The organism is Staphylococcus pasteuri (genome assembly GCF_030547725.1).
GTDB classification, from domain to species: domain Bacteria; phylum Bacillota; class Bacilli; order Staphylococcales; family Staphylococcaceae; genus Staphylococcus; species Staphylococcus pasteuri.
In genome coordinates this window covers 1-268 of record NZ_JAUOQO010000376.1, presented here as the reverse complement: position 1 = coordinate 268, position 268 = coordinate 1, and the positions used below count along the sequence as shown (strand labels likewise).

Sequence of the window (268 nt, the reverse complement as noted above, 5' to 3'; positions counted from 1 at the left end):
GCTTCAAACCTTGCTGCCGCGCTTTGTACAACTGCTAAACAATGGCATGAACCTTACCATTCATTGTAAAGGCGGCAGCGGCCGCACTGGCATGTTAGCCGCGCGCATTATGTTCGCCATGGGTTTTGAACTAGACGACGCCATTACAAAAATTAAAGCGCAACGCCCTAACGCCTTCACGGTGCCTGCACAACTTAGCTACATTCAGCAATTCGCCAAATAGGACCACCTAAAATGACGATTAAAGTAGGAATTAACGGCTTTGGCC

General features: G+C 48.5%; 1 protein-coding gene. It reads left to right on the top strand.

Annotation, left to right across the window (positions count from 1 at the left end):
- Positions 1-223 (top strand): protein-tyrosine phosphatase family protein (locus Q4528_RS14055; RefSeq protein WP_368506721.1); only part of this gene is annotated, 223 nt, incomplete at its 5' end.
- Between the last annotated feature and the right edge of the window lie 45 nt (positions 224-268).